General features: G+C 73.4%; 6 protein-coding genes. 1 reads left to right on the top strand and 5 read right to left on the bottom strand.

What is annotated here, in order from left to right; genetic code table 11:
* The 5 genes from ACTUAL_RS12765 to ACTUAL_RS12745 all read right to left on the bottom strand — a co-directional run.
* Window positions 1-530, bottom strand: a 530-nt coding sequence (locus ACTUAL_RS12765; RefSeq protein WP_440900386.1) for a glycoside hydrolase family 125 protein, incomplete at its 3' end; no start/stop codon positions are given.
* Window positions 518-2,758, bottom strand: a complete 2,241-nt coding sequence (locus ACTUAL_RS12760) for a glycoside hydrolase family 3 protein (RefSeq protein WP_440900385.1) — start codon at window positions 2,756-2,758, stop codon at window positions 518-520. The genes ACTUAL_RS12765 and ACTUAL_RS12760, both read right to left, overlap by 13 nt.
* Entirely contained in the window at window positions 2,755-3,606 is an 852-nt protein-coding gene (locus ACTUAL_RS12755) for a carbohydrate ABC transporter permease (protein WP_096495612.1), read from the bottom strand. The genes ACTUAL_RS12760 and ACTUAL_RS12755 overlap by 4 nt, the downstream gene beginning before the upstream one ends.
* A 21-nt stretch (window positions 3,607-3,627) precedes the next feature.
* A complete protein-coding gene (locus ACTUAL_RS12750) occupies window positions 3,628-4,563 on the bottom strand; it encodes a carbohydrate ABC transporter permease (RefSeq protein WP_096497943.1) in 936 nt (311 codons plus the stop codon).
* A gap of 14 nt (window positions 4,564-4,577) precedes the next feature.
* Window positions 4,578-5,858, bottom strand: a complete 1,281-nt coding sequence (locus ACTUAL_RS12745; RefSeq protein ID WP_440900384.1) for an ABC transporter substrate-binding protein — start codon at window positions 5,856-5,858, stop codon at window positions 4,578-4,580.
* A gap of 147 nt (window positions 5,859-6,005) precedes the next feature.
* Between ACTUAL_RS12745 and ACTUAL_RS12740 the strand changes: the two genes are divergently transcribed.
* Window positions 6,006-6,385, top strand: a 380-nt coding sequence (locus ACTUAL_RS12740; RefSeq protein WP_440900383.1) for a LacI family DNA-binding transcriptional regulator, incomplete at its 3' end; no start/stop codon positions are given.

The following is a 6,385-nucleotide window of genomic DNA, read 5'->3' as shown; positions in this document are numbered from 1 at the left end:
GACTCGTCGTGCCGCTGCTCCAGGCGCAGCTGCGCGACGACCACCCGCAGCACGCGGTGCGCCCGCTCGTCGAACACCCCAGTGTCACCGGTCGACCGCCACAGCGCGTGCGCGAGCGTGACCGGGTACGCCAGGCTGTCGATCTCGTACTTCTGCTCCCACACGTGCGGGTCGTCGCACAGGTCCGCCTGCTCGTAGTGGGCGCCGGTCGGGCCGTCGTTGAACGCGTTGGCGTACGGGTCGTGGTCCAGGCACGCGAACTGCCTGCGCACCACGGCGGCCACCAGCTCGGCCAGCGGCGGGCAGTCGGGCAGGAACCGCAGGTACGGCGTCAGCTGCGTGGTGGAGTCGCGCATCCACATGGCGGGGATGTCGCCCGTGATCACGAACGCGCTGCCGTCCGCGCCGATCGTGACGGTGTCCCGCAGCGTGCGCAGCAGCGCGGCCTCCACCATCGCGCCGATCCGCTCACCGGCCGCCGCCCGCACGCGCGCGGAAGCCGCGGCGATCGTCTCGTTCACCTCTGCCACGGCGTGGCCCCTCCCTCGTCGGTGACGCGGATCCGCGCCGCGCCACCCGGTTCGTCCACCTCGTCGCCGCTCCACGCGCCGATCTCCACCGGGACCGCGACCGGCCGCCCGGTGGCCCACGAGCCCAGCTCGTCCAGGCCCAGCACGAACTCCACCACGCTCTCGCCGGGTTCGCACGTCACGCGCCGCACGGCCAGCAGGGTCCGGCGGCGCGGGCGCACGCCCAGCTCGTGGCGGCGGCCGTAGAGCGGCACGACGGCGGACCGCCGCCCGCCGGTGTTGGCCACGGCCACCGGGACCCGCAGCGAACCGCCGCCCGCCAGTTCCCCGGCGGTGATGTCCCACGACGTCCCGTGCACCCGCGCCGCGACCGAAACCCCGCTGCCGAAGGGGATGCCCACCGGCCGCCGCTGGTCGGCGTACCCGCGCGCGGTCTCCACGCGCTCGTCGTGCGCCACCGGGAAGACCCCGTCGGCCACCGGGAACGACGCGGGCAGCCGACCCGTGGCGGTGCCGTCGAGCAGCGCCCCCACGATCGCCGCACCCCCGCTCGGACCGGGGAAGGGCACCACGAGCAGCGCGTCCACCACCCCGGCCAGCTCGGTGAGCGCGCGCGGTCGGCCGTCGACCACCACGGCCACCACCGGCTTGCCGCTCGACCGGGCCGCGCGCGCGAGTTCCAGCTGCGGCAGGGGGAGCGCGACCGAGGCCAGGTCGACGCCCTCCCCGTTGGTCGTGTCCGCCGCCGACTCCGCGACCGCCCCATTGTCGGCGAACTCGTCGCCGTAGCCGCGCCTGCTCGTGCCGCCGAGCACCAGCACGCAGACGTCGGCGCCCTCGACCGCGCTCCCCACCGCCGCGAGCGCGTCCGGGCCGAGCGCGCTGCGCACCCGCGATCCGGGCGCGTGCAGCACCCGCCCCGCACCCAGCCGCGCCACCAGCGCCGAGCGCACGGTCGACGCGCCGGGGTCGTCGGCGGGCCGGGGCGGGGTGTAGTCGCCGAGCTGCGAGTCAAGGTCGTCGGCGTTCGGGCCGATCAGCGCGACCACGCCGGACGGGTCGAGCGGCAGCACCCCGTCGTCCCGCACCAGGACCACGGCCTGCCGGGCGGCCCGGTCGACCAGCCGGGCCACGTCGCGCGGCGCGGGCGGGGCGGCCACCGGCGCGGGCCCGTCCAGCAGGCCGACCCGCCGCTTGAGCGCGAGCACCCGGTCGACCGCGCGGTCCAGCTCGCCCTCCGCCACCAGCCCCCGGTCCAGCGCCTCCCCGAGGTGCGTGAACGCCTCGTCCCACAGGCTCAGGTCGACCCCCGCGCGCAGGGCCAGCGCCGCCGCCGCCGCCGGGTCCGGGGTGCTGTCGCGCAACCGGTCGATCGCGGTGCCGTCGGCCATCACGATCCCGTCCCAGCCCCAGTCCTCCCGCAGCACGCCCGTCAGCAGCCCCCGGTTGCCGGTGCACGGCACGCCGTCGACGTCGTTGTAGGCGGCCCTGAACCCGGCCACCCCGGCGCGCGCCGCCGCGTGCGCGGGCCGCAGGTGGACCTCGCCCAGCTCCCTGGGCCCGATCGGCGCGCCGGAGCCGTTGCGCCCGCCGATCCCGGCGCCCTGGGCCGCCAGGTGCTTGGCCACCACCGCGACGCGCCCCGCGCCGATCGGCCCCGAGCCCGCGCCCTGCATCCCGCGCACGGTCGCGGCCACCAGCAGCGCGGCCAGCGCCGGGTCCTCGCCGAAGCACTCCTCGGCGCGCCCCCAGCGCGGATCGCGCAGCACGTCCAGCCCCGACACCAGCGCCACGTGCGTGCCCCTGGCGCTCGCCTCGGCGGCCACCGCCGCCGCCAGCTCCTCGGTCAGCCCGACGTCCATGCCTGCCCCGAGCGCGAGGTTGACCGGCAGCGTCGTCGCGCCGAGCGCCTGCACCCCGTGCGGGGCCTCCTCCACGAACAGCACCGGAACGCCACAACCGTTGCGCACCACGTACTCCTGCACCGCCGCGCACGCCTCCGCGCTGCGCTCGGGTGGAATCCCGTTGCGCCAGTGGACCTCCGACCACGGGTCGGCGCGCAGCACGCCGTAGATCGCGCCGAGGCCGCCGAAGCGGTCGACCTCGCGCCGGAGCACGTCGGTCACGCGCGGCGCCCCGTCGACCCAGCGCAGCGCCTCCCAGCCCTTGAGGCGCTGGTTGACCTGGCCGACCCGGTGCGGCAGCGGCAGCTCGGCAGCGGTGATCATCCCTTGACCGCCCCCGACACCAGCGCGCGCTGCATCTGCCGCTGGAGCACCGTGTACACCAGGTACACCGGCAGCAGCGTGAACAGCGTGCCCGCCATGAGCACGCCGTAGTCGGTGCCCGCGTCGACCTTGAGGGTCGGCAGCGCGACCTGGATCGTGCGCTGCGCGGTGTCCGGCCCGATCAGGATCAGCGGGTACAGGTAGGCGTTCCAGAACGACAGGAAGTTCAGCAGCAGCACCGTCGCGATGCCCGGCACGCAGATCGGCAGGTACACCTGCCGCAGGACCTGCGACGCCGACGCCCCGTCCATCGAGGCGGCCTCCTCCAGCTCGCGCGGGATGGTGCGCATGAACGACGTCAGGATCACGATCGACAGCGGCAGCGCGGTGGCGGGCAGCAGGAGCACGACGAACGTGCGGGTGTGGAACTGGCCGAGCAGCGCCGCGAGCAGGAAGGTCGGGAACAGCGCGGCGAACGAGGGGATCAGGAAGCCCAGCGCGAACACGCCCTCGACCACCTTGCCGAGCCTGCCGGTGGAGCGGGCGAGCGCGAACGAGGCGGGCAGGGCCAGCAGCAGGGTCAGCACGAGCGCGCCGAGCGTGGTCAGCACCGAGTTCGCGACCGCCAGCACCAGGTCGGCCTGGTCGATCGCGGTGGTGAAGTTCCCGAGGTCCCAGGTGCTTGGGAACGCCAGCGGCGACTCGAAGATCTCCTCGTTGGACTTGAACGAGGACACGATGAAGTAGTACAGCGGCACGATCAGCAGAGCGGCGTAGATCCAGGCGAGTGCGCCGCTGGTGATCGAGCCCGCGCGGTCGCGCAGGGGGCGGCGGGCGGTCCCGGCCATGGTGGACTCCTCGGGTTCGGGTCAGTAGGTCGCGCGGAGCACCCTGCGGATCGCGCCCATGCCCAGCAGGCCGAGCACGAACAGGATGAGGCCGACCGCCTGGCTGTAGCCGAGGTCGGTCTCGACGAACGCCTTGCGGTACACCAGGTACGAGAGCGTCGTCGTGGACGTGCCCGGACCGCCCTGGGTCAGCAGCAGCACGGTCTGCGCCGAGTTGAACAGCATGGACAGGAACTGGAGCATCGTCACCACGCCGATGAAGTCGCGGGCGATGGGCCAGTACATGCCCCAGGCGATCCGCCAGTCCCCGGCGCCGTCGATGCGCGAGGCTTGCACGATCTCGGCGTCCACGCCGTCGAGCCGCGAGGCGATGAGCACCGCCGAGTAGCCGATGCCGCTCCACAGCTCGACCGCGACGATCGCGCCGAGCGCGGTGGACGGGTCGGCGAGCCAGGCCGCGCCGTCCAGGCCGAGCGGGCGCAGCAGCCCGTTGAGCAGGCCGTCCGGGTTGAGCACCGCGTAGAAGACCATCGCGGTCGCGGGCGCGGAGATCAGCGCGGGGATGAAGAGCAGGTAGCGCAGCACCTTGTGGCCGCGCGGCTTCTGCACGACGTAGAACGCGAGCAGGAACGCCAGCACGATCATCACCGGCAGGCCGACGGCGATCTGCAGCGCCGAGTTGCCCGCGGCGGTCCAGAAGTTCTCGTCGGCGAACACGCGGGAGAAGTTGTCCAGTCCGGCGAAGCCCGGCTGGACGAGCATCCCCGGCCAGGACAGGAACCCGATGACGATCATCGCCAGGACCGGGCCGATCATGAACACCGCGTACCAGACGAGCGCGGGCAGCGCGAAGCCGGGGAAGCGGTCCCGCGCGGACCGGCGCGGGGCGAGGCCTTGCGGCGCGGGAGGTTCTGCACTGCTCGTGACGCCGACAGCGGCGTCGGTCGTAGCGGTCAAGGTCGGCTCCTTCCTCACACCGTGGCGTAGGCCCGTTCGAAGACCTCGATGATCCGTTCGGCGGGGATCGGGCCGTAGGCGGCTGCCGTGGCCTGGATCATCGGCTCGAACGCTGACTGGGGGATGACCAGGTCGGGCAGCATGACGGGGGAGACCTGCTGGTCGGTCAGGCGGGAGGCCTGCGCGACGAGCGGGAAGTCCTCGCTCACCGTGTCGGTGATCCGGCTCATGTCCCGGCCGGAGCCCAGGATCATCGAGTCGATCACCTCGTCGCTGTACAGGTGCTGCACGAACGGCTTGATCAGGTCGAGCTTGTCCGCGCCCCCGCGGCTGATCCAGATGCCGTGGCCGTTGAAGCGGCGGATCACGCTCGGGTGCGCCAGCACGCCGCCGCGCGAGGGCTTGGGCCAGCCGCCGACGACGACCTCCCTCGCCCGCTCGGCGGGCACCTTCGCCAGCGCCGACGACATGGCGGGCACGATCGCCGCCTTGCCGGTGTTGAACTGGGTCAGCTCCGAGTCGGAGGTGTAGCCCTGCACGTCGTCGACGAAGACGCCCGCGTCCCGCAGCTCCACGAAGTGCTCGACCCCGGCGACGGCGGCCGGGCTCTCGGAGAGCTTGCCGCTGCCGAACACCCGCTTGGCCTCGTCGGCGGTGAGGAAGCCCTGGATGACCTGGAGGAACATCTTCTGCCCGCTCCAGTCGGACCCGCCGACCGTCACCGGCCCGATCCCCTTGGAGCGCAGCGCGTCGGCCACCGCGATCAGCTCGTCTGAGGTCGTCGGGATCTGCGCGCCCGCCTGCTCCAGCAGCCTGGTGTTGTAGGAGACCGGCCAGTTGGTGCGGGTGAAGGGGAACGCGCGCAGGTTGCCGTCCGCGTCGGTCCACTCGGCCAGCGCCTCGGGGATGATCTTGTCGCGCAGCCCCCACTCGTCGAGCAGCCCGGTGAGCGGGATCGTCGCCCCCAGGCCGGTCCAGGAGAGCGTGCGGCCCTGCAGGTTCACCAGGGCGACGTCGGCCTCCGCTCCGGCGAGCGAGCTGGTCTCGAAGACGATGGGCAGGTCGGAGCCGTTCTTGAGCAGCGCGACCGGACGACCGGTCCGCCGCTCGTAGGCGGCGACCGCGTCGGCGAACACCGTGGCGCCCGCGACGGCGCCGCTGAGCTGGGTGTGCACCGAGAGGGCGCCGGGCCTGCGGGACGCGGGCGTCAACGCGCCGCACCCCGCCAGGAGCGGCGCGGCGACGCCGCCGATCGCGGCGCGCAGCAGGGTGCGCCTGCTGATGGAGTGGGACAAAAGCCCTCCTCGGAAGCTTCGTAGCGTCATCCGGATACGCGGAACCGCCGTTGGGGGGCGGGTTTGTAAAGCGGTGCACAATCGAAGTGGCGAGCAAGGTATACCGCTTTACATCCGGTGGTCAACGCCCTTAGCCTCGGCGGTGCCATGAGTGAACCCAGCACGAAGCGCGTGACGATCGCGGCGGTGGCCCGCAGGGCGGGTGTCTCACCGTCCGCGGTGTCGCACGTCTTCAACGGACGGCCGAACGTCTCCGAAGCCACCGCGGCCCGCATCCGCGCCGCCGCCGACGAGCTCAACTGGCGCCCGAACCTCGCCAGCCGCAAGGTCTCCGGCGGGGGCGGGCGCAGCCTGGGCCTGGTCATCGCCCGGTCGCGGGGCACGTTCGGCCGCGACCCCTTCTTCATGCGCCTGCTCGCCGGGCTGACCGAGCCGCTGGCCGAGCTCGGCTGGTCGCTCTCGCTGACCCTCGTGCGGCCCGACGAGGACGAGGAGCAGCTCTACCGGCAGTGGTGGCGCGAGCGGCG

The organism is Actinosynnema sp. (assembly GCF_052038725.1).
The sequence above is the reverse complement of the archived record's forward strand: the minus strand, read 5'-3'. Positions and strand labels throughout refer to the sequence as shown.

Coding starts and splice junctions, on each gene's coding strand:
- ACTUAL_RS12760 (WP_440900385.1), bottom strand. CDS start 2,758: ATGATCACCGCTGCCGAGCTGCCGCTGCCGCACCGGGTCGGCCAGGTC.
- ACTUAL_RS12755 (WP_096495612.1), bottom strand. CDS start 3,606: ATGGCCGGGACCGCCCGCCGCCCCCTGCGCGACCGCGCGGGCTCGATC.